At 44.0% G+C, this 26017-nt stretch carries 26 protein-coding genes, 1 tRNA gene, 1 other RNA gene and 1 pseudogene; 15 read left to right on the top strand and 14 right to left on the bottom strand.

The window, feature by feature from the left end:
• Nucleotides 1-231 precede the first annotated feature (231 nt).
• The 3 genes from VGB26_08360 to VGB26_08350 all read right to left on the bottom strand — a co-directional run bounded on the left by VGB26_08360 (nucleotide 232) and on the right by VGB26_08350 (nucleotide 2303).
• Complete coding sequence (locus VGB26_08360) at nucleotides 232-1308, bottom strand: trypsin-like peptidase domain-containing protein (GenBank protein ID HEX9757798.1); 1077 nt, start codon at nucleotides 1306-1308, stop codon at nucleotides 232-234.
• Between the two features lie 150 nt (nucleotides 1309-1458).
• A complete protein-coding gene (locus VGB26_08355; protein HEX9757797.1) occupies nucleotides 1459-1797 on the bottom strand; it encodes a hypothetical protein in 339 nt (112 codons plus the stop codon).
• A gap of 77 nt (nucleotides 1798-1874) precedes the next feature.
• Nucleotides 1875-2303 carry a hypothetical protein gene (locus VGB26_08350; GenBank protein ID HEX9757796.1) on the bottom strand — a complete coding sequence of 143 codons (429 nt, stop codon included), beginning with the start codon at nucleotides 2301-2303 and terminating at the stop codon, nucleotides 1875-1877.
• 194 nt (nucleotides 2304-2497) lie between these two features.
• Between VGB26_08350 and VGB26_08345 the strand changes: the two genes are divergently transcribed.
• Nucleotides 2498-3214, top strand: a complete 717-nt coding sequence (locus VGB26_08345; GenBank protein HEX9757795.1) for an SDR family NAD(P)-dependent oxidoreductase — start codon at nucleotides 2498-2500, stop codon at nucleotides 3212-3214.
• A 48-nt stretch (nucleotides 3215-3262) separates the two neighbouring features.
• On the opposite strand, the gene VGB26_08340 is transcribed toward VGB26_08345, so the two are convergent.
• From VGB26_08340 to rplI, 7 genes are all read right to left on the bottom strand, one after another.
• Nucleotides 3263-4804, bottom strand: a complete 1542-nt coding sequence (locus tag VGB26_08340) for a 2-isopropylmalate synthase (protein ID HEX9757794.1) — start codon at nucleotides 4802-4804, stop codon at nucleotides 3263-3265.
• Between the two features lie 56 nt (nucleotides 4805-4860).
• Nucleotides 4861-5655 carry a CDP-diacylglycerol--serine O-phosphatidyltransferase gene (gene pssA, locus VGB26_08335; protein ID HEX9757793.1) on the bottom strand — a complete coding sequence of 265 codons (795 nt, stop codon included), beginning with the start codon at nucleotides 5653-5655 and terminating at the stop codon, nucleotides 4861-4863.
• Complete coding sequence (locus tag VGB26_08330; protein HEX9757792.1) at nucleotides 5642-6313, bottom strand: phosphatidylserine decarboxylase family protein; 672 nt, start codon at nucleotides 6311-6313, stop codon at nucleotides 5642-5644. The genes pssA and VGB26_08330 overlap by 14 nt, the downstream gene beginning before the upstream one ends.
• Before the next feature lie 13 nt (nucleotides 6314-6326).
• Nucleotides 6327-7340 (bottom strand): ketol-acid reductoisomerase, encoded by a 1014-nt coding sequence (gene ilvC, locus VGB26_08325; GenBank protein HEX9757791.1) that lies wholly within the window; start codon nucleotides 7338-7340, stop codon nucleotides 6327-6329.
• 30 nt (nucleotides 7341-7370) lie between these two features.
• On the bottom strand, nucleotides 7371-7892 hold the full coding sequence (gene ilvN, locus VGB26_08320; GenBank protein ID HEX9757790.1) for an acetolactate synthase small subunit: 522 nt from the start codon (nucleotides 7890-7892) through the stop codon (nucleotides 7371-7373).
• 33 nt (nucleotides 7893-7925) lie between these two features.
• On the bottom strand, nucleotides 7926-9692 hold the full coding sequence (gene ilvB, locus VGB26_08315) for a biosynthetic-type acetolactate synthase large subunit (GenBank protein ID HEX9757789.1): 1767 nt from the start codon (nucleotides 9690-9692) through the stop codon (nucleotides 7926-7928).
• 135 nt (nucleotides 9693-9827) lie between these two features.
• Nucleotides 9828-10274 carry a 50S ribosomal protein L9 gene (gene rplI / locus VGB26_08310; GenBank protein ID HEX9757788.1) on the bottom strand — a complete coding sequence of 149 codons (447 nt, stop codon included), beginning with the start codon at nucleotides 10272-10274 and terminating at the stop codon, nucleotides 9828-9830.
• Nucleotides 10275-10708: 434 nt separating this feature from the next.
• Here rplI and VGB26_08305 point away from each other — a divergent pair, with 434 nt between their 5' ends.
• The 7 genes and pseudogenes from VGB26_08305 (at nucleotide 10709) to rnpB (ending at nucleotide 16696) form a co-directional block, all read left to right on the top strand.
• A complete protein-coding gene (locus tag VGB26_08305; protein HEX9757787.1) occupies nucleotides 10709-11167 on the top strand; it encodes a GatB/YqeY domain-containing protein in 459 nt (152 codons plus the stop codon).
• A gap of 9 nt (nucleotides 11168-11176) precedes the next feature.
• Complete coding sequence (gene dnaG, locus VGB26_08300; GenBank protein ID HEX9757786.1) at nucleotides 11177-12976, top strand: DNA primase; 1800 nt, start codon at nucleotides 11177-11179, stop codon at nucleotides 12974-12976.
• A 23-nt stretch (nucleotides 12977-12999) separates the two neighbouring features.
• On the top strand, nucleotides 13000-14817 hold the full coding sequence (rpoD, locus tag VGB26_08295) for an RNA polymerase sigma factor RpoD (protein ID HEX9757785.1): 1818 nt from the start codon (nucleotides 13000-13002) through the stop codon (nucleotides 14815-14817).
• Between the two features lie 32 nt (nucleotides 14818-14849).
• Nucleotides 14850-14922, top strand: a tRNA-Ile gene (locus VGB26_08290).
• Between the two features lie 21 nt (nucleotides 14923-14943).
• Nucleotides 14944-15708, top strand: a complete 765-nt coding sequence (locus VGB26_08285; protein HEX9757784.1) for a C4-type zinc ribbon domain-containing protein — start codon at nucleotides 14944-14946, stop codon at nucleotides 15706-15708.
• A gap of 140 nt (nucleotides 15709-15848) precedes the next feature.
• Nucleotides 15849-16208: pseudogene (locus VGB26_08280) on the top strand (ribonuclease HI family protein).
• 38 nt (nucleotides 16209-16246) lie between these two features.
• An RNA gene (rnpB, locus tag VGB26_08275) (RNase P RNA component class A) lies at nucleotides 16247-16696 on the top strand.
• Nucleotides 16697-16703: 7 nt separating this feature from the next.
• Here rnpB and VGB26_08270 read toward each other — a convergent pair.
• The gene (locus VGB26_08270) at nucleotides 16704-17252 is read right to left on the bottom strand and encodes a peroxiredoxin (protein ID HEX9757783.1); all 549 of its coding nucleotides are present in this window, start codon (nucleotides 17250-17252) and stop codon (nucleotides 16704-16706) included.
• A gap of 16 nt (nucleotides 17253-17268) precedes the next feature.
• Nucleotides 17269-17817: an NUDIX hydrolase gene (locus tag VGB26_08265; GenBank protein HEX9757782.1), complete on the bottom strand. Its 549-nt coding sequence runs from the start codon at nucleotides 17815-17817 to the stop codon at nucleotides 17269-17271.
• Nucleotides 17818-18064: 247 nt separating this feature from the next.
• On the opposite strand from VGB26_08265, the gene VGB26_08260 reads away from it, so the two are divergent.
• From VGB26_08260 to VGB26_08230, 7 genes are all read left to right on the top strand, one after another.
• Nucleotides 18065-18235 (top strand): hypothetical protein, encoded by a 171-nt coding sequence (locus VGB26_08260; GenBank protein HEX9757781.1) that lies wholly within the window; start codon nucleotides 18065-18067, stop codon nucleotides 18233-18235.
• Nucleotides 18236-18653: 418 nt separating this feature from the next.
• Complete coding sequence (locus VGB26_08255) at nucleotides 18654-20894, top strand: aconitate hydratase (protein HEX9757780.1); 2241 nt, start codon at nucleotides 18654-18656, stop codon at nucleotides 20892-20894.
• Between the two features lie 113 nt (nucleotides 20895-21007).
• Nucleotides 21008-21340, top strand: a complete 333-nt coding sequence (locus VGB26_08250) for a hypothetical protein (protein HEX9757779.1) — start codon at nucleotides 21008-21010, stop codon at nucleotides 21338-21340.
• Nucleotides 21337-21576: a BolA family protein gene (locus VGB26_08245; protein ID HEX9757778.1), complete on the top strand. Its 240-nt coding sequence runs from the start codon at nucleotides 21337-21339 to the stop codon at nucleotides 21574-21576. Before VGB26_08250 ends, VGB26_08245 begins: the two co-directional genes overlap by 4 nt.
• Nucleotides 21577-21595: 19 nt before the next feature.
• Nucleotides 21596-21925, top strand: a complete 330-nt coding sequence (locus VGB26_08240; GenBank protein HEX9757777.1) for a glutaredoxin domain-containing protein — start codon at nucleotides 21596-21598, stop codon at nucleotides 21923-21925.
• Between the two features lie 195 nt (nucleotides 21926-22120).
• On the top strand, nucleotides 22121-23533 hold the full coding sequence (locus VGB26_08235; GenBank protein HEX9757776.1) for a hypothetical protein: 1413 nt from the start codon (nucleotides 22121-22123) through the stop codon (nucleotides 23531-23533).
• A 2-nt stretch (nucleotides 23534-23535) separates the two neighbouring features.
• Nucleotides 23536-24264: an ABC transporter ATP-binding protein gene (locus VGB26_08230; protein HEX9757775.1), complete on the top strand. Its 729-nt coding sequence runs from the start codon at nucleotides 23536-23538 to the stop codon at nucleotides 24262-24264.
• On the opposite strand, the gene VGB26_08225 is transcribed toward VGB26_08230, so the two are convergent.
• A complete protein-coding gene (locus VGB26_08225; protein HEX9757774.1) occupies nucleotides 24261-25682 on the bottom strand; it encodes an aldehyde dehydrogenase family protein in 1422 nt (473 codons plus the stop codon). The genes VGB26_08230 and VGB26_08225 overlap by 4 nt on opposite strands.
• 59 nt (nucleotides 25683-25741) lie before the next feature.
• Nucleotides 25742-25993 carry a hypothetical protein gene (locus tag VGB26_08220; GenBank protein ID HEX9757773.1) on the bottom strand — a complete coding sequence of 84 codons (252 nt, stop codon included), beginning with the start codon at nucleotides 25991-25993 and terminating at the stop codon, nucleotides 25742-25744.
• Nucleotides 25994-26017 lie beyond the last annotated feature (24 nt).

Here is a 26017-nt window from a genome sequence, read left to right as displayed (position 1 = left end):
GGCCCGATAAAACCATTCGGGAATGACGAACTGGATTTTGCAGGAACCTCTAATACTTCAAAGGCTTCAACCACAGAATGACTTTGACTTGACCCTTGCCCTGTATGGACCTTAAACACTTTTTAACAATTTTTACCCACTCGATTACACGAAGATCCTAAATCCATAAGAGGGTAAGGAAAAATATCTGGAGTTAGAAGAAGTTCATCAATGGGTAAGGCTCGTTCAAAATTATTGCCGTGGTTTTTCACCAAGAGTCAGTTGGATGGTCCGTTTTTTGTTATCTCGGACAATGGTTAATGGAATTCGATCCCCAGGTTTTTTCCCTTTGAGGAACCGAACCAAATCATCTCTAGAAATCATTGATTGACCATCTGCGGCAATAATAATGTCTCCTCCGATGATTAACCGTGTATTTCCCACAACGACCCTAAAAGACCCTCCTTTGATGCCCGCTTGATCAGCAGGGCCACCGCGAACCATTCGTCCCACCAGGACTCCTTGTTTCACAGGAAATTTTAACGCTTGTGAATACTCGGGGGTAAGGGTTTGCATTTCAATTCCAAGCCAGGCATACGCCACATACCCCAGACGCATCAGATCCTGAACCACCCATTTGACGGTATCCACAGGTACGGAAAACCCGACGCCTACGTTTCCACCTGAGGGGGTAAAAATGGCGGTGTTGATCCCGATCATTTTTCCTTCAGAATCCAAAAGGGGGCCCCCGGAATTTCCAGGGTTAATGGCTGCATCCGTTTGAATGACATTCTCCATCTCCACATCGTTTATTTTTAGAAACCGACGGATTGAACTGATAATTCCGGTCGTGAGGGTTTGCTCCAAACCAAACGGGTTTCCGATGGCTAAAACTTTTTGTCCTACCTTGATGTCCGATGAATTTCCAAGGTCAATGGGGCGAAGCCGATCGGGAGGAGCCTGAATTCGGATTATACCCAAATCGGTCGATTCGTCCTTCCCGATTAGGGTGCCCTCCCATTTACTGGAATCCCATAACGTGACCACCAGTTGAGTGGCATCCGCGATGACATGGTGGTTGGTTAGAATATGGCCTTTTTTGTCTAAGACCACCCCCGAACCGTTAGATTCGGTTGCGTACGGGGTGAAAAATAAATCATAATCAACGACGACTGTTGTTATATTCACCACGCTGTTGTGGGTTTTTTCATAAACTGAAATATTAACGGTTTCTTCCGCATCAAACGTTTTGGCGGTTCCCATGATCGGAATCCAATACAACCACCCAACCATTAAAAAAATTTTGAAAAAAGTAAAAGAATTTTTCATCCGTTTTCCCTATCCCAGTTAAAAAACAAAAAAGTGTAACGTGATTAAGCAAAAAGGATTAAACAGCCTAAATTTACTGATGGGGAAAGTCAAGGGATGTTTGAGGGTAAAGCAAGTAAAATTATTCGTTCAAAAAAGGAGGGTATAAGATTAAGTTGAAGTGGTGTTGTCTTCGGGATGAATATGATCATCTTCAAATTTCTGTTTTTCATGATCTTCCCTGGATTTCAGATTTCCAATTTTTTCATGAAATACGTTTTTCAATATTCCAGCCAATTTCTCTTTGGGGTGTTCGTGGCCGAAAGATTCCCTGACCTCGTTTAAAAGATCCTTAATGTGTTTCCCAATGCCATCGGCTGTTTCAAAAGTTTCGGTTTTTGATTGCGAAATTGCTCCTATGATAGATTGCACCAAATCTTTTATGCTGTATAGGGTGATCTGTTCTCCATGGGATTGATTTCTCGAAGAGGGGGGAACTGGGGTTTCCATCGAATTCGAGTTAGCCCCTTAGACAACGGATAGGGCTGCTCTGAGCTCAATGTTTGTTTCAAGACTTTCAATAGTCCCTAAATCAGATTGACCGATGCGCAGAGCAATGGCCAAAGCCTTCTCAACATTTCCCTAAAGAAATTTCGGGCCAGCTTATCAATTTTTTTTAGAATGTTTTGGATGTCCTTAAGCTCTTCCCGATTTAAATCGCCCTTAACGGAAATTGAAAATTCCTTCGTTCGCTCCAGGTTTAAATCAAGGTTTTGAGCGAACCCGGTTTCTTGGGACAACTCTCCCAATTGATTGTAGCTTGCATAGTTCAGGTTCAAAGAGCTTGCTGATGAAAGCGTCACCCTGTCTCCTTCGTCAGTCACAATGGATAGGTCTACATTTTTTTGGTGGGAGAGAGAAACGTGGGAATTGCCCCCGTTGAGAGGCTCATGCTCGAAGGAGGTTAGGTGACTCAGATCAAGATTGGCAAAAAGGGAGCTTGCAATAGGGTTCAATTTGCACTTCCTTATTTCTCTAAGCAGAAGAAACTGTTTCAGTAGTGTTTATCGGAAAAGGAATCAGAGAACTTTAATGGATAACCAGAGTGCCTTTTGCTTGTCAAAAATCCCTGAAATTGGGACTTGCGGCACAAAAAAAATTTCTATACCATAACCTCATTATTTTTTATATAGTAGTGGGGGGTGGAAGGATGTCTCATCTGAAGGGTCAAGTCGGGGTGATTACCGGAGGAAGTAGTGGAATTGGTTTCGCCATTGCCTCTTCCCTGATAAAAGAAGGTATGGGGGTTTTGATTGCCGCCAGGGATGCTCGAAAGCTGAAAAAAGCAGAGGAACAGTTGAAACAAAAAGGGGGTCTGGTTTCTTCTTTTTCCGTTGATGTTTCTCAAAAAAATCAAGTAGAAGATTTATTTAAAAAAGTCAAAAAAGAATTTAACCGGGTCGATTTGTTGGTTAACAGTGCCGGTATTGGAAGACTGAAAACCATTGCGGATGCCACAGAAGAGGATTGGGATCAGGTTTTAGATATTAATTTAAAAGGATCTTTTCTTTGCACAAAAGCCGTATTGCCATTGATGAGACTTCAGCGCTCGGGATATATCATCAATATTAGTTCTCTTGCGGGAAAAATGGGATTTGGCGGTGCTGCGGCATATAGCGCGTCAAAATTTGGTATGGTGGGGTTCACGGAAAGCTTATTGGAGGAAGGGATTGAAGATCACATCAAGGCCACGGTTATCTGTCCGGGGTATGTGGCAACGCCGATGGTCAGAGGGGGCTCTGTTCCCCAAGAGGAAATGATACCCGCGGAGGACATCGGGAAATTGGTGGTAGGCCTTTTATATCTGTCTCCCTTTACCGTGGTCAAGGAAATTGTTGTTCACAGAAAAGGGGCTATTGGAACTTAAACGAATTGAAATCCTAAAAACCTATTTTAACGGTTCCTGTCATTTTCGTTATATTTTTGAAAGGTTGCCCTTTTCTTTTGGCCTTTTTTTCCAGTAAGCCAATTTGTTAAGGGCATTGAGGTAAGCTTTTGCGGAGGCTAGGATGATATCCGTATCAGCTCCTTGTCCAACAACGGTTTTACCACCCTCTTCCAAACGGCAGGTCACTTCCCCCATGGCGTCCGTTCCACCGGTAATTCCTGCCACAATGTAGGAGAGGAGGTGGCTCTGGGTTTGCGTAATAGAAGCAATGATTCGGTAGACGGCGTCTACTGGTCCATCCCCTGTTCCTTTACTGCGGATGGTTTCGTGATTGATTTCCAATTCAACGGTTGCAGTTGGGGTTGCTTTGGTTCCGCTTTCCACATGGATGAATTTTAGAATATAGGTTTCCGGAATTCGGAAGACCTCTTCGGCAACAATCACTTCCAGATCTTCATCGAACACTTCTTTTTTCTGATCCGCCAGTCTTTTAAAACGGTCAAACGCGGCGTTTAAATCTTTATCAGAAAGGTCATGCCCTAATTCTATAAGCCTTTCACGAAAAGCGTGACGTCCAGAATGTTTTCCCAATACCAGTTTATGTTTAGAGAGACCAATTGACTCAGGGGTCATGATTTCATAGGTCCGTTTATCTTTTAGAAGTCCATCTTGGTGGATGCCCGATTCATGGGCAAAAGCGTTTGAACCAACCACTGCTTTATTGGGTTGGACTACAATTCCGCTAATACCACTTACCAATCGGCTGGTTTTATAAATTTCTTCCGTGACAATTTGAGTTTCAGCATCAAAGAATTTTCGGCGGGTCCGGAGAGACATCACCACTTCTTCCAGGGAGGCATTTCCGGCCCGTTCTCCGATTCCGTTAATGGTACATTCCACTTGCCCTGCTCCTTTTGAAACCGCCGCTAAGGAATTGGAAACCGCAAGGCCTAAATCGTTATGGCAATGGACACTGATTACTGCTTGATCGATATTGGGAACGCGGTTAATGATTTGTTCAATTAAATATCCAAACTCCTCGGGAATGGCATAACCTACCGTGTCTGGGATGTTAATGGTGGTGGCCCCGGCTTTAATGGTTGCCTCGATAACCCGGCATAGATAGTCCACTGGGCTCCGAACCGCATCCTCCGCGGAGAATTCCACATCATCGGTATACCTCTTGGCATTTTTAACCGCGGAAACGGCGGCTGCCAGGACTGATTCCTGATCCATCTTAAGTTTTCTCTGAATGTGAATATCGGAGGTGGCGATAAAGGTGTGGATTCGGGGCTTTTCCGCGTATTTAAGGGCTTCCCATGCGCGATCAATGTCATCGGGTTTTGCCCTGGCCAATCCAGCAATGACTGGACCCTTAACCTCTTTTGCAATACTTTTTACCGCTTCAAAGTCATCCTCTGAGGCATATGGGAACCCCCCCTCAATAATATCTACGTTGAGGCGGGCTAGTTGTCGTGCAACCGTAAGTTTTTCTTCCCGGTTCATGCTGGCCCCAGGGCATTGCTCCCCATCCCTCAATGTGGTATCAAAAATCTTAATTGATCTCACGGTTCCTCCAAAACAAAATACTGAAACGCCCCTTATTTCAGTAAAATTTCCTGGTCTTACAGATCCTCAAAAGCGGTTTTTTGGTTTTTTCCTTCTTGTTCCTTGGGCTTCCGCTTTCCTCGGCGATGGACTCGCTGATAAAGTGCGATTAACGGTTTTTCAATGATCCCAGATAAAGTATAAAGCCCAAACAGAAAGAAAAGCAATACTTGGGGTTCTGCAACGACGATGATCAAGAGCAGGACCATGGCCACAAGAACATGAAAGGGTTTCCTGTCGCGAAGGTTGAACCCTTTTAAGCTCCGGTAAGGGATGGAGCTGACCATTAAAAAAGCAAGCCCATAGGTCATCACTAAAATCACCAGGGGCCGAATTTCCTTTCCCATGCTGAGGATATAGTGATCCAAAATGACCAATGTTGCAATCATACAAGCGGCTGAGGGGATGGGTAACCCTAGGAATTTTTTACTCTCTAAAGTGGAAACCTGTACGTTAAAGCGGGCTAATCGCAATGCTCCACAAACGACAAATAAAAATGCAGCCACCCACCCAATTCGGCCATAGGAACTTAATGCCCAGGAATAAATTAAAAGACCCGGGGCCACACCAAAGGAAACCAGATCGGCAAGAGAGTCATATTCCACCCCAAAACGACTAGTGGCCTTGGTGAATCGAGCGGCCATTCCATCCAATGCATCAAATACCGTTGCCACGAGAATGGCAATAGATGCAGAGTGAAAATCTCCATTGAATACTGCAATAATGGCATAAAAACCACTAAAGAGGTTCCCGGTGGTAAAGAAATTGGGAATGAGGTAAACACCTTTTTTCTTGTATTCACGAACTCCCATGTATGGCTCCTAAAATGGTGGCGCCCCCTTTGACCTTTTCACCCAAATTTACTCGCACAACCACTTCTATCGGCAGAAAAAGGTCAACTCGTGAACCAAATCGAATAACCCCAAACCGTTCCCCTTGGGCCATCCGATCCCCTTTCTGAGCCCAGCAGACAATCCTTCGCGCAATCAGCCCGGCAATTTGGATCAATAAAACTTTTTGTCCCTTTGGAGTTTCTAAAACGAGGGCATTTTGTTCGTTTTCTAAAGAGGCCTTCTCCTTTGCTGCGTTGAGAAATTTCCCAGGGTTATAGAAAACCCCCTGGACGGTTGCATGACAGGGAATGCGGTTTACATGGACATTGAACACATTCATGAAAATACTAATTTTCACCGCCTTTTCTTTTAAAAACCGGTCCTCATACAAGGGTTGAATGGCCACAATCCGGCCATCAGCAGGGGAGACAAATAACCCCTCCCCTTGTGGAACGATTCTTCGAGGATTTCGGAAAAAAATAAATTGGTAAAAAAGAGCAATACCCGTAATCAGGGAAAAAATTTTCCATTGAAGTGAAACCCCGATCGCCAGTAACAATAGGAAAACGGCAATAAATGGAAGGCCTTCTTTGGCTACGGGAAGATCATTTCGGCTCCAAATTGGGGGCTTTCTCATTCAACGGTGGCCACTAGTTTTTATCTTTGTCAACCAATTGCTCCTTCTTTAACCAAGGCATCATTCCTCGGAGCTTTGCCCCGATAATTTCGATGGAATGTCCTTCGGTCTTTTTGGTAAGAGCATTGAAAACCGGTCGGTTAGCTCGGTTTTCAAGAATCCATTCTTTCGCAAACTGGCCACTCTGAATTTCGGATAAAATCCGTTTCATTTCTTGCCGGACTTGTTCATTGATCACCCGGGGGCCCCGGGTTAAATCACCGTATTGAGCGGTATTGCTGATGGAATATCTCATATTGGATATTCCCCCCTCATAAATCAGATCTACAATGAGCTTTACTTCGTGGAGGCATTCAAAATAAGCCATTTCAGGGGAGTATCCGGCTTCTACCAGGGTTTCATATCCAGTTGTAATAAGCGCAGTGAGACCACCGCAAAGAACAGACTGTTCCCCGAAGAGGTCTGTTTCTGTTTCTTCCCTGAAATTGGTTTCGATGATCCCCGCCCTTCCCCCTCCAATGGCCCTGGCATAGGCTAAAGCCATTTGTTTTGCATTCTTGGAGGGGTCTTGGTGTATCGCTACCAGCATGGGAACCCCGCTTCCTTTTGAATATTCGGAGCGAACTAAATGGCCTGGGCCTTTGGGTGCAACCATGAAAACATTTAAATCTTTTCGTGGAACAATTTGGCCAAAATGAATGTTGAATCCGTGTGCGAAAGCTAGGTATGACCCTTTTTTTAAATAGGGAGCAATTTCTTTTTGGTACAGGTCTCCTTGAAGTTCATCTGGGACCAAAATCATGAGAATGCCACAACTCTTGGCAGCATCTGAGGTGGTCATCACCTTAAGTCCGGATTTTTCTGCTTTCTCCCATGATTTTCCTTCTCGAAGTCCAACCACGATATCTAGCCCACTATCTTTTAGGTTGTTGGCATGGGCGTGGCCTTGACTGCCATACCCGATAATTCCAATTTTTTTTCCTTTGAGGTGGTTTAAATCCGCATCCTTGTCATAATAGATATTCATATCCTTTTCTTTCCTTTTTCTTGGTTTAATTTAGGCGCGAAGCCTGCGGTCTGCTTCTTTGCTGGAGGAGGTCCTGATCTCTTCACGGGCAATGGCAATTCTCCCCGTTCGGACTAACTCTTTGATCCCTAAAGGACGCAAAAGGTTGATGATGGCCTGAAGTTTTTGTGAATCTCCGGTCAACTCGATGGTGTAGGTGGTTGGGGAGGAATCAACAATACGTGCTCGAAAAATATCGGTGATCCGAAGGGCTTCGGCTCGGTCCTCCGCTCTTGCATTGATTTTGATTAATGCGGTTTCCCTTTCCACATAATCCGCTTCGGACAAATCAATTACCTTTATAACGTCGATTAATTTGTTGAGCTGCTTGATAATTTGCTCCACAATTCGATCATCTCCTTTTGTGACAATGGTCATTAGGGAGACGGCTGGGTCCATTGTCTCTCCGACGGAAATGCTCTCGATGTTAAATCCTCGTCCGCTAAACAGACCTGCCACTCGGGAGAGAACGCCAAATTTATTTTCCACTAAAATTGAAACAATATGCTCCATGGTTTTTCCTTACGGGTTTTAATGAAAGAGGGCCTAAGACGTTAAGATTGAGTCTTGTTTGTTTCCACTGGCGGGAATTTTTTCCTGTTCCTTTTCTTGAGGAGATGGATCTTCAAAGACCATTTCATTAATGGCGGCTCCCGCTGGAACCATGGGGTAACAGTTTTCGGTGGAATCCACATGGAAATCCATCAGAACAGGTTTATTAATGTTTATGCCTTCTTCGATAACCTTTATTACTTCCTCCGGTTTAGTAGCCCGTAGTCCCACGGCGCCATAGGCCTCCGCCAATTTAACATAATCCGGTAAATCCCCTAAATAACTGGAAGAATAGCGGCCTTTATAAAAAAGTTGTTGCCATTGCCGGACCATACCGTGGTAATGGTTGTTAATGATTGCAACTTTAACAGGCAGTTTATTTTGGGTTGCGGTTGCCATCTCCTGAATATTCATTTGTATGCTTCCATCGCCCGCAATATCAATAACCAATTTATCCGGAAAGGCTTTTTGCGCACCGAGGGCTGCGGGGAAACCAAAACCCATTGTGCCTAATCCGCCCGAAGTAATAAATGAACGGGGATGAAGACATTTGAAAAATTGGGCCGCCCACATCTGGTGTTGTCCAACTTCGGTTACGATAATAGCATTTCCCCGGGTAATCTCATAAATTTTATCGATAACAAATTGGGGTTTAATGACATCAGAGGTTTGTTTGTAGGCCAACGGGTGTTCTTTTCTCCAGTCTTCGATTTGGTTAAGCCAGGGTTTTCGAATTTCTTTAAAATCCCCGTTTCCCCGGGCTCTGAGTAGTTTATTTAAATCTTTCAGAACTGTTTTAACATCCCCCACAATCGGAATATCCACGTTTACATTTTTACGAATGGAAGTCGGGTCAATATCAATATGAATCACTTTTGCGTAGGGGATAAACTCCGACACCTTTCCCGTGACACGGTCATCAAACCGAGGCCCAATGGCAAAAACAAGATCTGCGTTGTGTATGGCCATATTTGCCCAATATGTGCCATGCATTCCTAACATTCCGAGAGAAAGGGGGTGAATGCCTGAAAAACACCCCAATCCCATCAGAGTCATGGTGACTGGGATTTGGGTAAGGTCAACCAGCTCTTTTAATTCTTCAGAGGCATTGGAGGCGATAATGCCTCCCCCGGCATAGATAATGGGACGTTTTGCCTTACTAATAGCCTCAACGGCCTGTTTGATCTGCCATTTATTTCCCTGGTAGACCGGATTGTAGCTTCTCAAAAACACTTTGTCAGGGTATTTAAAATCAGTTTGATCCATTACCACATTTTTAGGGAGATCGACTAAAACCGGACCCGGCCGGCCCGTAGTGGCAATATAGAATGCCTCTTTAATGGTTTGGGCCAAATCATTGACATCTTTTACCAAAAAATTGTGTTTGGTGCATGGCCGGCTGATTCCCATGACGTCCGCTTCCTGAAAAGCATCGTTTCCAATGAGGTTGGTGGAGACCTGGCCTGTAAAGACCACCAAGGGGGTTGAATCAATATTGGCATTGGCAAGGGCGGTAATTACATTGGTTGCACCCGGTCCGGAAGTCACTAATACGATGCCGGGTTTCCCGGTTGCCCGGGCATAACCCTCGGCCATATGGGTGGCGCCGGCTTCATGGCGGGCCAAAACCATTTCAATTTCTTTTTCATCATAAAGAGCGTCAAATTCAGGGAGATTCACTCCACCTGGAAGGCCAAAAATGACCTTCACTCCCTCTTTTCTTAAACACTCAATAAAAATTTGTGCACCGGTTAACTTCATAAATAAAATTACCCTTTCCTAATTTGAGGGATGCTGATAAGAATATTTAAAGTTTCTCTGTTTTGCTAAGCCAAACATCCCATTGGAAAACAGATAATCTAAAATAATACAGCCTGGATTTTTACAAAAGCGGGGCTAAGCCTTAATTAGGGTCACATTCAATGTTGCGGTTATTTCCTGATGAACTTTTACGGAAATTGCGGTTTGCCCAAGTTCCTTTAGCGGTTTTTCCAACTGAATTTGCCGTTTGTCAATATTTATTCCTTGTTTAGAAAGTTCCTCCACGAGGTCTTTGGTGGAAACAGAACCGAAGAGCTTTCCTTCTTCCCCGACCTGCACAGGAATGGTGATGGAAATGGCGCTAATGGCAGCTGCCTGCTCATGGGCGCCTTTAAGGTCCTTTTTGAGTTGATCTTGAATAAGCCGTTTTTCATGTTCCATCCGTTTCAGGTTTTTTGGGGTTGCTTCAACAGCCTTGAATCTAGGGAGGAGGAAATTTCGTGCATAGCCCTCTGCAACATTTACCAGATCCCCAGATTTCCCTAAATTTTCAATTTCTTCTTTTAAAATGACTTGTTTCATAATTAGAATTCTTCCCCCAAAGGATGATTTCCACCATTTCCCTAAGAGGAATGAGGATAACAAGGTTACGCCAAATTGTCAATAAAAAACATATGTATAAAAGCCTCTTCTCTTGGGGATAACCCGGAAATTTATGTCCGTTTTAATACTTAATATAAATTGACCAAATTTTGGTTTTTTAAAACCCTAATTTTGGGGCCTTTTACGCAACTGCAACCTATCGGAAAAAAAGGGAAAATGTTGTCTTGACAGCGAATTTATAGGTATGTTAAACTCAAGCTCTTACCTTGTTGGGGGGGAAAGTGCTTCAAATTCCCAATTTGGGTTTTTTAAAGCGGCCTGGAAGGATTTGGTTAATTTTGGAATTGTTTTTTAAAAAAAGCCCAGTGTGGAAGTTAATTTTTTCGAGTGGAGGATGAAAATCTGAAAAAAGGGTGGATGAATTGGACCTTCAAGAGCGTTTAATGGTTGATCTTAAGAAAGGAATGAAAGCCGGAGAGTCATTAAAGGTTTCAGTGATTCGAATGCTTAGGTCTTCTATTAGAAACAAAGAAATTGAAAGGGGTAAGAACCAGACCCTTCCAGACAAAGAAGTTATGGAATTAATTTCAACTGGGATTAAGCAACGGCAGGATGCAATTGAACTGTATATAAAGGGTGGCCGAAGGGATTTAGAAGAAAAAGAAAAGAACGAAATTGAAATTCTAAAATCTTACCTTCCAGCGCCTTTAACGGAAGAAGATCTTCGGAAATTAATTGGTGAAACCCTGAAGGATCTCGGTGCCAATAGTAGCAGCGATTTTGGGATGGCAATGAAGGCGGTTATGCCTAAAGTGGTAGGCAGAGCAGAAGGGGCCGAGGTCAGTAAGTTGGTAAAGGAATTGTTAGGTTAAGGGGAAACATTGAGAAAAGAAGGATTTATATCCGATTCGGTTCTCGAGCAGGTAAGGCAAGGGGCAGATATCCTTGAAGTAATATCTGGGTATTTATCTTTGACGAAAGCGGGTCAGAATTATAAAGGGTTGTGTCCTTTTCATCAGGAGAAGACCCCCTCATTTATAGTAAGTCCTGTAAAACAGATGTTTCATTGTTTTGGTTGCGGAGAAGGCGGGGATATTTTTAAGTTTTTAATGAAAATGGAGTCTGTTTCTTTTTTTAATGCGGTTCAAATCCTTGGGGACCGGTTGGGAATTTCCATCCCTCTTAAAGGAAAAAATGAAAAAACCGTGGAGGAAGGGGAGGAGAAGAAAAAAATTCGAAAGATCCATGATCTGGCTTGTGATTATTATCACGGTCTTCTGTTAAAAAACCCGGGAGCCGAAAAAGCGCGTAACTATTTAAAATCTAGAGGGATTAATGAAGAAATGTGGGTTAATTTTTCCCTTGGGTTTTCTCTCCCCCAATGGTCTGATTTGATGATATATTTAGAAAGGAAGGGGTTTAAAAGGGCTGAGTTGGAACTTGCGGGTTTAGTTTTATCTGGCCAGCACGGGTTCTATGACCGTTTTAGGGGCCGAGTTATCTTTCCCATTTTCGATTCTCAAAACCGAGTGGTAGGGTTTGGGGGAAGGGTTCTTGATGATTCTACGCCGAAGTATTTGAATAGTCCAGAAACAGTCCTTTTTCAGAAAGGGAAACACCTTTACGGGTTTGGGCGGGCTAAGGGGTCGGTTGGGCGTAACCCCTTTATAGTAGTAGAGGGGTATGTGGATGTTATTACGGGCCATCAATTTGGGGTAAACAATATGGTTGGATCTATGGGGACGGCCCTAACTTCCCAGCAGTTACAGCAAATGGGTCGGTTTTCAAAAGAAGTCATTTTGGTTTTTGATTCCGATCTGGCAGGGCAAAAAGCGGCTATGCGTGGGGGTGAGCTCTTCCTGGGTAGTGATTGGAGGGTTCGTGTTGTCTCTTTGCCGGAAGGTGAAGATCCAGATAGTTTCCTGCGGAGGGTGGGAAAGGAAGCTTTTGAAAAACGTTTAGACCAGGGTATCCCATTAATGGAATTTTTAATACAAGGAATTATCGGAAAAAGGAAGGGTCTTAGGATTGAAGAGAAAATTCAAAAGAGTCGGCAGCTCTTCCCATATATAACCAAGCTAACGAGCCAAATCGAACGGAGCCATTACATCAAAAAAATTGCAGAATTCCTGGAAGTTTCGGAGCAGGATTTGATTGTAGAATTTTTTGAATCCTATCCCAAAACAGGGAAAAGAAAACAAACGCCTTATATGCCCAAGGCGCCTACTTTTCAAAAAGATGAAGAAATGATTTGCCATCTTCTACTGCATGGGGAGGTGGAGGCAAAAAGAATACGTGGCATTCTCGAGGGGTTTAGTGACACTGGGTTGAAAAAAATAATAAAGGTTGTTTTAGACATTCAGGATCAATCAGGTTGCGTAGATATTGATCAGGTGGTGAGGCATTTTTCGGGAAAAGAGGAGGAAGAGGGGAAGTTGTTTTCACAGTTGATGGTCCGACCCCTTGAATATGACGATATCCAAAAAACAGCCGAGGATTGTCTTACCTCCATTCGTCGGCGGTGGATTCAGAAACAGTTAGAAAACACCGAAAAAGCGATTGAATCTGCGGAAAAAGAAGGGGATTTGGATGCCGTTCGAAATCTCCAAAAGAATTTTATTTTTTTAAAGCAATCATCTCATTCAGGAACGCCCTATACAAGGCAAGCCGGGGTAGTCTGACTATGTATATGTAAGGAGGGTTCATGTCAAAAGAGGAAAAGTTAGCAGAAGTTAAACAATTGATCTCAATGGGTAAGGAGAAAGGTTTTCTTACCTATGAGGAACTCAACAATGCCCTCCCGGCTGAAATGGTTTCTTCTGAGCAAATCGATAATATCATGATGATGTTTGGTGAAATGGATATTGAAGTGGTGGATTCCGCAGATGAAAGCCGGTACCAACGCATGATGGCAGAATCCGATGAAGAAGTGGAGGAAAGGGAGGAGCTTGAGGAGTTTGAACCTGAGCTGGTAGATGAAGATAAAGAAAAAGAGATTGATTTTACCCCGGGGTTAATCAGTCGGACCGATGATCCCGTTCGACTTTACCTCAGGGAAATGGGCAGCGTTCCGTTGTTGAGTCGTGAAGGAGAAATTGAGATTGCTAAACGGATAGAAGACGGACGTAACGAGGTCTCTTCTGTTATTTTTGGGATGCCGATGACGATTCAGGAAATTATTTCTATCGGCCATAAAGTGAAAAAAGGAAAGGCGGCCATTAAGGAATTTGTCTTCTCTTCGGATGAAGATTTTGAGCAGGAAGTGGTTGAGCCCGATGAAGAAGAAATGGTTTCTAAAACCCTTCCCTTGATCAACGAGGTCAAAAGGCTTTTTGGGCAATATCGGGTTTTATCCGCGAAATGGAATCGGACCCCCAAGGATTCTGCCCGGAAGAAAAACCTGAAATATGAAGTCAAAGAAATGCGGGCTAAAATTGGTGAGAAGATCGAAGCCATTAATATGCAACCCCGTTTTGTTGAAGAGGTTACTCAGCGATTGCGGGAAATGGTTGGCCGGGTAGTGAAATCAGAACGGGAAATCTCACTCTGCAAAAGGCGGACTGGTGTTTCGGAAGATGAGTTAAAGGTGCTATTACGACGTTTCCGAAAGGGAAAAAGAGATTTGGCGGTGGTTAGGCGGAAAACCGGGCTTTCTGAGGAGAAACTGGTGGAAGTTGAACGAATTTATAAAGGGGCAAAGAAAGAGGCCCGTTTAATTGAAACCGAAGCCCAGATTTCAGGGGAGGAATTAAAAGAAGGCATCCGATCCCTTGAGCAAGGGGAACTGAAAGCGAAGATTGCTAAGAGTGAATTGGTTGAAGCCAATCTTCGGCTAGTGGTGAGTATCGCAAAGAAATACAATAACCGGGGACTTCAATTTTTGGATTTGATCCAAGAGGGAAATATTGGGTTAATGAAGGCAGTAGATAAATTTGAGTATCGGAGAGGTTATAAATTCAGTACCTATGCGACCTGGTGGATTCGTCAAGCCATTACCCGGGCCATTGCCGACCAGGCACGGACCATTCGCATTCCGGTGCATATGATTGAGACCATTAATAAGCTGATTCGGACATCCCGATTTCTGGTTCAGGAACTTGGGAGAGAACCAAACCCCGAAGAAATTGCTGAAGAGATGAAACTGCCGTTGGATAAGGTTCGTAAGATTCTCAAAATTGCCAAGGAGCCGATCTCCTTGGAAACGCCAATTGGTGAAGAAGAGGATAGTCACCTGGGTGATTTTATTGAGGATAAGAAGATGATATCTCCCTTGGATTCCGCGATCCGCTATGATCTCCAAAAGCAGATTAATAACGTTCTTCAAACGTTGACTCCGAGAGAAGAAAAAGTGTTGAGAAAACGTTTTGGGATTGGAGAAAGCACGGATCACACATTGGAAGAAGTGGGGCAGGATTTTGAGGTGACTCGGGAGCGAATTCGGCAGATTGAGTCTAAAGCCTTACGGAAACTTCGTCATCCTAGCCGGAGCAAAAAGCTGAAAAGCTTTGTAGAGAATCTATAACGTTACAGAGAATTTTTTTTCCTAAGAGAGAGGGGCCCATAGCTCAGTTGGTAGAGCCACCGGCTCATAACCGGTTAGTCCCTGGTTCGAGCCCAGGTGGGCCCACCGGTCCATCCAGCGTTTCAAATGCAATTGAATATAGGTTGCGGGGCAAACGTTCATGCTTTTACGGAGTTGCGCGTGCTTGAAACACTTCGCTCGTTAATTGAATTACAAGAAATCGATTCCTCCCTTCACACATTCAATGAAAAGATAACCCAACTCCCCATGATGATCGAAAAGGCCAAGGCGTCCTATGAAATTGCCTCACAGGAGGCGGAAAAAGTTCGTCATTTATATGAGGAGACTGGAAAAAAGAGAAAAGATAAGGAGATCCACCTTGAAGGACAAGAGGGAAGATTAAATAAATTAAAGGGCAGAACGAGTGAAATTAAGACCAATAAAGAATACCAAACCCTTCTCTCTGAAATTGAAACCGCGAAACAGGAGAAGAGTAAGGATGAGGATATGCTGTTGGTTTTGATGGAACAACAAGAGGGAATTAAACAAGAGCTCGGGGAGAAGGAAAAAAAACTTTTGCAGGAAAAGAAACATTTTGAAACAGAGAAAAAACGGCTTGAAGAGGAAGTATTGCAGGCGGAAAAAGAGCTGGAGAGATTAGAGAAAGAGCGGGTCGCTTTTTTGGATCAAATACCGGGTGACCTCAAAAAGGAATATTTAAAAATAAAGTCTTTAAGGAAAAACATTGCCGTTGTCCCTATTCGAAGCGGAACCTGTGCCGGTTGTAATATTCATATTCTACCCCAAATGGTGGCGGAGCTAAAAAAGCAGGAAAAGGTTTTAAGTTGTTTGAATTGCAACCGCATATTGTATTGGAAAGATGAAAAATAAGACAAATCCAATGGATATCAGAATTATTTAAACTCGGGATATAGTAGTTTTGTTACCATAATTGAAATCCATATAGGCACTCCATTTCGGTGAGAAAAAAAACTTTCAAAAAGGAGGGATCCACCGTCAACAAAATTCGAATGTATACCGATGGGGCTTCCCGTGGCAATCCCGGTCCGGCGGGAATTGGGGTTTTAATTCAGGACGAAAATGAGCATCCCATCCAAAAGATTCGCCGGTTTTTGGGAAAGGCCACCAATAATGTTGCCGAATATACTGCGCTTATTGATGGGCTGGAAGCCGTAAAGAAACTAAACCCCCGGCATTTGGAAGTTTTCTCGGATTCCGAATTGGTCATTAAACAAATGAAGGGGGAATACCAGGTTAGAAACCCCAATCTTTTTCTTTTGTATCAACGGGCAAGGATCTTAATGAACCACTTTCAGTTTATTCAGTTTTATTCCATTCCTCGGGAGATGAATCGGGCTGCCGATGCCTTGGCCAATGAAGCCATTGATCATGAATTCTCCCGTGTACCAAAGCCGATCAGATGATCGCTGGTTCCAACTGGAACGAGAGGAAAGTCCGAGCTCCACAGGACAAAGTGCTGGGTAACTCCCAGTCCCGGTGACGGGAAGGAAAGTGCAACAGAAAAGATACCGCAGGTGAGCTAGTATTCTCGCACTTAGCTGATTGCTTTGAGCCTGAGGCTATGGGTGCGGGGAAGCAAACCTGTAAGGGTGAAATGGTGAGGTAAGAGCTTACCAGCAGCGGGGTGACCCGTTGGCTTTGCAAACCCCACTTGGAGCAAGACCAAATAGGAGGACGAACAAGAGAACAAACGTTCCCTTGTTAAGGGCGGTCCGTCCAAGGTCCTCGGGTAGGTCGCTTGAGGCTACAGGAGACTGTGGCCCTAGAGAAATGATCATCACCCTGTCAGGGCAGTCCCTTCAGGGTACAGAACTCGGCTTATCGATCGGCTTTGGTTCTTTTTTTTATCCCTTCAATTTTTTCAATTCAACCAGAATTTCTCTTGCGTGATCCTTGGGATCCACTTTTGGAAAAATTTTTCGAATAATTCCGTCAGGGTCAATAATGAAGGTACTTCTGGTGGCCAACCGGGCTCCCATAAATTGGGTCAGAACCCCGTATTGTCGGGTCACTTTAAATTCTGAATCGCTGAGAATTGGGAAATTGAGGTTAAATTTATCAGCAAATTTTTTGTGGGATTTCACTGAATCTACACTAATTCCCAATACGGTTGTATCCAAATGCTGAATTTGAATGAGGTTATCCCTGAAATCGCAGGCCTCCGTTGTACATCCTGGGGTATCATCCTTTGGATAGAAATAAAGGACAACCCAGGATTTCCCTTTATAATTTGAAAGACTGATTTTCTCACCTTTTTGATCGGAAAGGGTAAAATTAGGAGCTGGTTTTCCCTCTCGAATATTCAATTTGAGGGGTTCAGCCGAAGCGATCGATTGCAAAACAAAAATGCTCAACAGAAGAAAGACCCAAGCGGTTCCAAATCTATATTTCATTTCCTTTTTCATTAATTTATTTTCCCTCATTTTGTTTGATCTGGTTATACCACAGAAGGGCGATCAGGGTTTTGCTGTCCACAATTTCTCCCCTAAATACTTTTTGGAAAACTTCTTCAAAGGGAAGGGTGGCTACCTCCAGGAATTCATGGGAATCCGGTTTTGAATGATGGCAGGGGGTTAGATCGTCGGCCAGATAAACCTTAATTTTTCCTGTTGAAAACCCCACCGAATGATAAAAAGAAAATAAAGGATCTAGTTTTTTGGGGGTCATTCCGATTTCTTCTTCGCATTCACGTTCCGCGGTTTTTATGGGGTCCTCCCCGGGCTCAAGAATCCCGGCAGGAATTTCAAGTGTGATCTTTTGAATGGCCACACGAAATTGTCGCACCATGTAAAGTTGCTCGGAAGAAGAAAAGGCCAGAATCCCCACCGCGTCAGGTGTGACCACCACTTCCCTTTTGGTCTCTTTTCCATCGGGGAGTTTGACATGATGCTCCTCGGTTCGTAAATATTTTCCTTGGTAAACGATTTTTTTCCCAATTAATTTTTCTTCTAAGTTCAATTTTTCCCCTTCCAAAATTTAAATACCTTTGTGAAAGTATATAGAATAATTGGTTTTACTTCAAATAAGAAGATTTCAGGTTCTATTCACTTTTGAATCTTGGGGGTGGCCATTACCTCCGAATAGGATTTGGATGGGAATAATTTATAGAAAGGAAACATATAGCTCGGTTTATTGAAACTTCAAAACGTCAAGGACGAACTATTCAATAGTGAAGGTGAAATCATTCTCAGTCAGAAAGAAAAAGTTGCACGAAATAGACGGAGAAATCCGGTTAGAGGGTGAAACGGGTGATGTGATTAATATTAATTGGAACGAAAAACCTGTTCGGTTCTGTGTAGGTTTCAACGGGGAGAGGTGGAATCAAACGGAACCGGAAACCATTTTAGAGGTCACTCAATGGCCAATAATGGGCTGAATTTATTGGAAAAGAGATAACACTTTTTTTATTGAACCTAATAACGAAATGATCAAACTTTCTGAGGGTTCTAAAATATAATATTTTGGGGTGTTGGTGAAAGCCGCTCAGATGTACTATCTGTTTCGATTTCCGAGCCTCGTAGCGGGTGGGCTGAATTCGACAATTTAATGAAAAATTTCCATGCAAATCCGTGTTTTTCTTAGTCATTGCAGCCCCCCCTCGGTTCACCCAAAGCTGTTTCTAGTTTGCAAGTCTCCGGTTGGCGATCTTATATAAAAAGTATGAGACTGCCTCGTTTTTGGTCCTTTTTTGATTGACACCAGCGGAGATCCTCCTCTAGAATGAAAGTTCATTTTTGATCGGTTTTTTTGTAAAAATTCCAATATTTTCAACTACGTAAGGGAGAAAAAACAAAATGGACCCCATCAAAAACTTGTACGCTTCAATGCCTGATAAATTGGCTAAAGCCAGGAAGAAATTCGGAAAACCCCTAACCTTGGCTGAGAAAATTTTGGTTTCTCATGCGGACAATTTTGATACTCAGATATGGGACCGGGGAAAGGCCCAATTGGCCTTGAGGCCGGACCGGGTGGCCATGCAGGATGCCACAGGACAAATGGCTTTATTACAATTTATGCAGGCGGGTAAAAAGCGTGTGGCCGTTCCAAGCACCATCCATTGTGACCATCTGATTCGAGCCCAGACCGGCGCCAAAGAGGATGTGGAGCGGGCAATCAATGAGAATAAAGAGGTCTATAATTTTCTCCGGTCAGCCTCAAAGAAATATGGAATCGGTTTTTGGAAACCCGGTGCGGGTATTATTCACCAGGTGGTTTTAGAGAATTATGGGTTTCCCGGTGGCCTCATGATCGGGACGGATTCCCATACCCCAAATATGGGAGGTTTGGGGATGCTGGCCATTGGGGTTGGTGGAGCGGATGCAGGCGAAGTCATGGCAGGCCTCCCCTGGGAGGTACTTCACCCCAAATTGATCGGGGTAAAACTGACAGGGGCTTTAAAGGGATGGACTGCTCCAAAGGACGTTATTTTGTATTTATGCGGTCTTTTAACCACCAAAGGGGGAACCAATAAAATCGTGGAATATTTTGGTCCAGGTGCGGAATCGATCAGTTGTACTGGGAAAGGGACCATAACCAATATGGGTGCTGAACTCGGGGCAACCACTTCTCTTTTTCCCTTTGATCAACGTATGGCCACTTACCTCAGGGCCACGGAACGCGAGGATGTTGCCAAACTGGCTGAAGCCAATAAAGAGCACCTCGTTGCAGATCCGGAGGTTGCCCTGAAACCGGAGAAGTTTTATGATGAGGTCATTGAAATTGACCTCTCTCAATTGGAACCCCATGTGGTGGGGCCCCATACACCCGACCTGGCCCGGCCCATTTCAAAATTTGCCCAGGAGGTTAAGGAAAAAGGGTATCCCCCCGTATTGAAGTCCGCCTTAATTGGGAGCTGTACCAACTCCTCCTATGAGGATATCGGTAGGGCGGCCTATATTGCGGAGCAGGGATTAAAAGCCGGTTTAAAAGCAAAGACCCGTTTTCTAATTACACCGGGTTCGGAGCGGATTTACCATACGATGAAACGGGATGGGTTTATGGATACCTTTGAGAAAATGGGGGGAACGGTGTTGGCCAATGCCTGCGGCCCTTGCATTGGTCAGTGGAAGCGGGATGATGTTGGGAAGGAGGAAGCCAACTCCATCGTGAGTTCCTTTAACCGGAATTTTCCGGGACGAAATGATGGAAGTAAGGCCACCCTTTCTTTTTTAACCAGCCCTGAAATCGTAACCGCTCTGGCTTTTGCAGGAGAAATCACCTTTGATCCCGTCTCCGGATCCTTAAAAACCGCGGATGGAAAAGAAATTAAATTTAAGCCTCCCGTGGCTGATGAGTTACCGAAGAATGGTTTTGCAAAGGCGGAAGGGGGTTTTGAGCCACCTGCAGGAGAGGGTGAACAGGTAGAAATCGATATTCCAGCCGACAGTCAAAGACTACAGATTTTAAAACCTTTTCCAAAATGGGACGGAAGGGATTTCTCCGATCTTCTCATTCTCGTCAAGGCCAAGGGAAAATGCACAACGGATCATATTTCTCCGGCGGGTCCTTGGTTAAAATTTAGAGGCCATCTTGATAAAATTAGCGACAATATGTTTTTGGGATATACGGACGCATTTTCCGGTGAAACGGGAAAAACCGCCGATGTGCTATCCGGAAAATCGGGACTGACTCCTTCGGAAGTGGCTCGTCACTACAAAGCGGAAGGATTGGGTTCTGTGGTGATTGGAGATGAGAATTATGGTGAAGGAAGCAGCAGGGAACATGCGGCCATGTCCCCCCGTTTCCTTGGGGTAAAGGTTGTGGTCACAAAAAGCTTTGCCAGGATTCATGAGACCAATCTCAAAAAACAGGGGGTTCTTCCTCTCACTTTTGCGGATCCTAAGGACTATGAACAATTTGAGCAGAATGATCGTGTCAGTGTGATCGGGTTGTCCAACCTCGCTCCGGGAAAACCCGTTGAGATTGTTCTTCATAAAGCCGTTGGAAAAGAAGTGAAAATAGCCACAAACCATAGTCTCACCGATCAGCAAATTAAATGGTTTGAGGCCGGCTCAGCCCTCAATGCCTTAGGCTAAGGGTTTCTTACCCGTGTTGTGCTCAATTTTTTTCCTTGGGATAACCGTCTCCTCAGGAATCAAAGAGGGTTATGGGACAAAGACTTTTGTGATTCCCTGTTCTTAGGTGTGATATGTTATATCTAACATTAGAAGAAGCGGTCACGGTGGCCAATGCTTTTGGGGACCTAATCGAGAAGTTGGAAAAGAAAAAGGAAACGGAGTGGAAAAACCGGGACCGAGAAAAATTTAAGGATGAAGTTCTAAATAGCCCAGATCCCCTTTCTTTATTCAGAAAGCAATATGATCTAGCGCTCCTCCCTTTTTCGAAGGAGACCATTCGGGAAGCTCTGGCAATGCTCATTGCGCATCCAGAGGTTGAAGAGGATATGAAATCCCGTTTAAGAGTGGGTTTGCTCTCATTGGATGAGTTTGTGGAATCCCCCTTTCAGGATAAAGTTGAATGATTACCGAAGACTCATTAGCCGCCTATATTAAAAAGGCCATTCCGGATGCAAACGTTTATATTGCTGATAAAACAGGTGTGATGGATCATTTTTTGATTCAGGTAGTATCCGATGTTTTCAAAGGAAAGAATATGTTGGATTGTCATCGACTCGTTTACGGTGCATTGAAGGAGCCTATGCAGGATGGGCGCGTTCATGCGGTTGAAATAAAAACCCAAACCCGCAGTGGGGAATAAAAAGAAGGAGAGAATTTCAATGGGGGAATCAAACGAAGAAGCAATCAAAGAAGAGATTAAAAAAAATAAAATTATCATTTATGGAAAGGGAACCAAGGAGGCTCCAAGATGTGGTTTTACGGTTGAAACCATCGAGTTTTTTAATCGGTTTGGATATCCTTTTGAAGTCGTTGATGTTTTGGAAAATATAGAGAAAAGAAATGCCCTCTCCAAAATGACCAATTGGCCGACCCTTCCCAAGGTGTTTATCAACGGAACGTTTTACGGTGATACAGATGTTTTGGAACCCATGGCAAAAAAGGGAGAATTAGAACCCCTATTGAAAGAAGCTTTTAAGGAAGAAAAATAAAAAAAACCGGAGGGGCTCATTGGAGCCCCTCCCCACTATTTTCTGTTTCTAACTTTGGGCAAGTCTCCCTCCTTTCATTTCCTCCCGTTTTTTTTCTTATTTCTAAATTTAATTTTTTCAGATTTTTGACCAGTTTATGGTGTGAATAAAAATTTTTCTTTTTGGACACTGTTTGATTTTCCGGGGGAATGACCTTTGATAAAAACGCAGTTTGGACACATTTTCCGAATCCGTATTTTAGAGGGATATCGGAATTTTCAGGAGAATATTCTGGTTTATCTCCTTTTTGCCCCTATCGTTTATATCATATTTTTTGTCCTTATGCGCAGGACCCTAGAGGATCTTTCCATTCTCACAACTTTTTTTTCCTCCCAAGATTTTCTTTCTTTTTGGAGAATCTTCTCCGGGTTGCTTTTCCCTCTTAGCACCTTTTATTTTCTGCGCTGGGTGATGATCCATTCCTTTCCCGTTCAAAATTCCGATCTCTTCTTTTTATCACTTCCTATTTCTAAAGGGTTTCGGTTTCATTCCCTGATTTTCGAATTGGGAGTAAAAAATATCCCCCTGGCCTTCCTTTATCTTCTCCTTACAACCTTTCTTTTTGGGAAGGGAGAAAACAATTGGGCTCTTTTCTTGGGTTTTTTGCCAATCCTGAGCCTCGGGTTTTCGTTTGGTCAGCTTTTATTAACCCATCTCATGGTTCGTTTTGGGTGGCTGACATTCCCGCGCATGGTTTTGATTCTGTTTCCTTTTGGTGGGCTAGGATGGTTTTTGGGGCAGTTCATTAAAGAGCAGGATGGTTTTCCCTATTTAACCCTCTTGGTGAGCGCGGGGTTTTTGATTTTAACCTGGTTTTTTTCTTATTTTCTTTTTTCCAACATCAAAGCGGTGAATCTCCAAAAAACTGAGAAATTTTTGCTCACGGAACGGAAACGCTTCTTTCTTTTCCTTGGATATGCCCTCCAATGGATCCCTCAGAGCATCCGGCCCTATATAGTAAGGGACTTTATCTTAACCTTTCGAAGGTTGTCTTCTTCTTTCCTTTTGTATCCCCTGGTGGTTGTGGGTTTGCTCCTGGCTTTTGCCTCTCTTCTTGTAACCGGTTGGACTGCACCCTATCTTTCTTATTGGGTTTGTGCACTTTCCTCTTTTACACTTGCATCGATTACCGTTCCTCTTTTTCGTTCCACATTTCCCTATTTATGGATGGATGCGGTTCATCCGGTTCGACCCATTGACTTTTATTTCGGAAAAATTGTTTTTGGAGTCCTAATTTCCTTTCCGGTTCCCTTTTTAATCATTGGGATCATGGTTGCTTTAGGGGCATATTACCCATTAGGGGGAATCGATCCTCATGGTTTTGGTTTGGGATACCTGTTGTTCCGGTTAAGTGTTTTATCGGTCTGTATATCGGTAATTGTTGCCGGGTTTTTATTTGAGGGTGAGCAAAGACCTGTTTTGCATAAGATCATCACGGGAGTTGTGTCCGTTTTGGCTACCGCTTTATTGGCCGTTCATTGGGCTTTTATTTTTTTGATGCCTGTGGTTATTGGTTATGTCAAGGATTTAGGGCTTTCCCGCTTGAGGCGCATTTACGAGGAATCTTAACCATGTCGGTTGTTGTTGAAGGTGTTCGAAAATCCTATGGTGACAATTTGGTCATCCAAAATCTTTCCTTGTCTGTAAAGGGGGAGGTTTTCGGAATTCTGGGAAATAATGGGGCGGGAAAGTCCACTTTGCTCAAAATGATCACGGGAATTTTACCCCCCGATCAGGGAATGGTTCAGGTGAATGGCTATAATATCCTGAAGGACCCCATTGAGGCCAAGCGGTCGTTGGGATATCTTCCGGAGGACCTTCGTTTATATTCCCGGTTGACCCCTCGTGAAATTTTGGAATTCATTGGCGGGGTAAAAGGTGTGAAAGATCTCCATCAAATTGAACAGGATCTTACCTTTTTTAAAATGAAGGAGAAGCAACATGTTCTGATTCGTGATTTATCCCTGGGAATGAGAAAAAAAGTGGGATTGGTAGCGGCCTTGTTGGGCCATCCCCCAGTGGTTCTTCTGGATGAGCCCTTAAATGGGTTGGATGTGGAAAGTATGGAGCGTTTATCGGATCGTTTGAAGGCTCATGTTCTAGGCGGGGGAACAGTGATCCTTTCCTCTCATAATATGGAGTTTGTGGAAAGAATTTGCCAGCGGGTTGCCATTTTAGTTGGAGGGACCTTTAAGGTGGAGGGGAAACCGGAAGAGTTAAAGAAAAAAAGTGTAGGAGAAACAGGTTCTTTTCACGATTGCTTTTTGTTTTACACTCAAGCTGAAGGGAAGGGCGGTTAACCTTTTATCGCTAACAGCTTTATTTCAGTCATTTCTTCCATGGCATATTTGACCCCCTCCCGGCCACACCCTGAATCTTTGATCCCTCCATAGGGCATGTGATCCACACGGAACATGGGGTATTCATTGATCATAACCCCTCCTACCTCAAGAGATTCATAGGCTTTAAAGATGTGGTTAATATTTTTGGTAAACAGGCCGGCCTGAAGACCAAAGGAGGAGTCATTCACAAGGTGGAAGGCGTCTTCCATATTTTTGTAAGGGGCTACCACAACTACAGGACCAAAGACTTCTTGACAGCTGACCTTTAAGGATTGGGTTGCATCGGTGATCACGGTGGGTTCAATGACATTTCCTTTTCTCCCTCCCCCTGCGAGGATTTTTGCTCCCCCTTGTTTGGCTTCCTGAATCCATTGTTCTACACGGTCCGCAGCTCCCGAATCAATGAGTGGACCCACAACGGTGTGAGGGTCCATGGGATCACCGGTTTTTACCTCTTTCACCTCTCCAAGGAATTTTTTGATAAACGCATCATAAATGGTTTCCTGAACGTAAATCCGCTGAACCGATATGCAGACTTGGCCTGCGTAGGCAAAAGACCCCGAAACAAGGCGTTTGGTTGTCCATTCAAGATCTGCATCCTTATGAACAATGGCCGCAGCGTTTCCTCCTAATTCAAGGGCCACTTTTTTCTTTCCCGCTTTTCCCTTGAGGTACCACCCCACTTTTGCGCTTCCCGTAAAACTGAGCATCTTCATCTGGGCATGGGTGGCCAATGTCTCAGCTTCCGGAACATCACAGGGGGTGACGTTCAGCATTCCAGGGGGTGTCCCTGCTTTTTCTGCAATTTCAGCCAGGAGAAGGGATGTCAACGGGGCCTGGGGAGGGGGTTTGAGGACAATGGAATTTCCAACCGCCAAAGCGGGAGCCACCTTATGAGCCACCAGATTTAAAGGGAAATTAAAAGGGGAAATGGCTGTAATGGGTCCAATGGGAAAACGGCGGGTGAGCAAGGTATACCCATGCCCAACGGGGGTGCGATCAGCGGGAATAAGCTCTCCATTCATCCGCTTTGATTCCTCTGCGGCGATGGTAAACGTGGAGACGGCCCGATCCACTTCTCCCAGAGAAAACTGCAAAGGTTTTCCCGCTTCTAATACGATGGTTTTGGCGATTTCTTCTCTACGTTGATTTATTCCAAACGCTATTTTTTCTAATATTTCCGCCCTTTCGTATGCCGGAGCGGATCGGTTTTTCTCGAAGGCAGTCACCGAGGAGGTGACTGCCTCTTCTATTTCTTTCAAACCCGCTTGTGCAACTTTTGCAATGACCTTGCCACTAAAAGGGTTTCTCACATCAGCATGAGATGAGGTTTGAACCCATTTTCCGTTTATGAAAAGGTCAACATTTTTAGGCATTTTAATCGATCCTTTTAAAAATTTGGGTCTTCGTGTAATCGAGTGGGTAAATTTCGTCATTACCCGTCTGTCCGGCGGGCACTTGCAGGCAGGGGAAAGCGGAAATCCAGGCCCTTCCCGTCATTCCCGCGAAAGCGGGAATCCAGAAGATGTTGATTTTTTGAATCCTGGATTCCTGCCTGCCGGCAGGCGGGCCCGATAAAACCATTCGGGAATGACGAACTGGATTTTGCAGGAACCTCTAATACTTCAAAGGCTTCAACCACAGAATGACTTTGCCTTGACCCTTGCCCTGTATGGACCTTAAACACTTTTTAACAATTTTTACCCACTCG

It is taken from the genome of Nitrospiria bacterium (assembly GCA_036397255.1).
In the GTDB taxonomy this organism is placed as follows: domain Bacteria; phylum Nitrospirota; class Nitrospiria; order DASWJH01; family DASWJH01; genus DASWJH01.
This window is presented reverse-complemented; position numbering and strand designations above follow the sequence as displayed.